1 protein-coding gene is annotated in these 1,776 nt (G+C 69.7%); it reads right to left on the minus strand.

Going from position 1 to position 1,776, the window contains the following annotated elements:
- Positions 1 to 1,776: LamG domain-containing protein (locus AC1D01_RS33140; protein ID WP_477873721.1), on the minus strand; the 1,776-nt coding region annotated here is incomplete at both ends.

Here is a 1,776-nt window from a genome sequence, read left to right on the forward strand (position 1 = left end):
GTGTAGCCGTAGGCCACGGTGTGCGTCAGTTGCGCGACGTTGCTGCCGGTGCTGGCCTCGACGCGCTGCACGTCGCTGACCACCGCGCCCTGGTCGTCGTAGCCGTACTGCGCCGAGCCACCCGGGTAGCTGCTGCTGGTGAGCTTGCCCGCGCCGTAGCTGAAGCCCGCGCCGGTCTGGCTGTAGGCGAGCGTCACCGTCTCGCTCGGCTGGCCGGCCTGCGTGTAGGTAGCTCCCGTCAGCCGATCACTCGCGTCGTAGTCGTAGGTCGTCAGCACGCCSCGGCTGTCGGTGCGGGTCTTCAGGTTGCGGGCCGCGTCGTAGGTCAGGCTCTCATTGCCGGTGTCCGGGCTGATCACCTGCGTCGCATCACCCAGGCCGTTGCGCGGGTACTGCGTCGCGAGGTTCCTCGGGTCGGTCACCTGGGTCGTGCGRTCCCCGCCGTCGTACTCGAAGCGCGTCGTGCCRTTCTTCGGGTCGGTCGTGTCCTTCACCCGCTCCAGCGCGTCATACGTCAGCCGCGTCTGCAGGTTCAGCGTGCCCGCGCCTTGCRTGATCTTCGTGCGGTTGCCCTGCGCGTCGTRCTCGTAGCGCTCCAGSGGCAGTGGTGAGGCCGGCARCGGCGGGAAGGCYTGTGTTGCCGGCGCCACATCCGTCACGCCGGCCTGCTGCACACGYCCGAGCRCATCCATCAACGCGTTCAGGCTCTGCTGCAACTCGCCSRSYGGRTCYTTCACCCGCTGGTCGACYCGGTTGCCGGCGTTGTCCAGCACRTACTCGATGCGGTTGCCCCTCTTGTCCGYCACCGCCACCACCCGGCGGGCGTCGTCGTACTCGTAGCCCACCCAGCTGYCGTCGGGCAGCGTCACCTTCGTGAGCTGGCCGGCGGCGTCGTACGCGTAGSCCGTCGTCTGCACGCCCACCGTGCGGCTCAGCATGCGCTGGCGCAGGTCGTAGGTGTAGGTCGTSAYGACRCCGGTCGGGCCGGTGCTCYGCAGCACCTGGCCGGACCTSGCGTACTTCGTGAAGGTGGTCGTCTCGCCGGTCGGCAGCGTGATGCTCTTCAGATCGCCCCGGGTGTGGTCCTCGTTGGTGTCGAGGTGGTAGCTGSTGACCGTCGTGTCGTTGGCGTCGCTGCGCGAGCCCTTGGCCGTGAGCACCCGGCCGTCCGCGTCATAGGTCCAGCTCTGGACCTCGTTCGCCACCGCGGTGTTGAACAGCGACGGCACCGCCGGYGTCACCGGCTTGCCCGGCAGGCCKGCCGCCGGCGGCGTGAAGGCCGCSGTGTAGCGCGCCACGCCCTGGGTGATGCGCACCTCGTCGACCGCGCCGTTCAGGTRCCACACGCCCTGGCCCGTGTCCGGCGTGCGSCCGATGTTCACCGGCGTGCTCGATGGGTAGATCGCCCCGTTGATCGCCACCGGCGCGCTCGGCACGCCRTTCAGGAAGATCCGCAGCGCCGTGCCCTGGCGCACCACCGCRAYGTGGGCCCAGGTGTTCAGCGGGATCTGGTTCGCATGCCAGAGGCTKCCGGCATCGCTCGACCCGTCCTGCGACCAGCGCGTGGCCACCGAGCCGTTGGGGCCGGTCAGGATGTCGAAGCCCCGCGCCCCACCGTTGCCGTAGTTGCTCAGCAGCGTCGCGAAGTTGCCGTAGGCGTTCAGCCGCACCCAGGCTTCCACGGTGAAGTCATTCGCGCCCAGGTCCAGCGCCGCGCTCGGGGCGGTCACGTAGCTGCCCTGGTTGCCATCCAGCGCCAGGCCGCCACTGCCATAG

It is taken from the genome of Rhizobacter sp. P3_B12, from assembly GCF_056402895.1.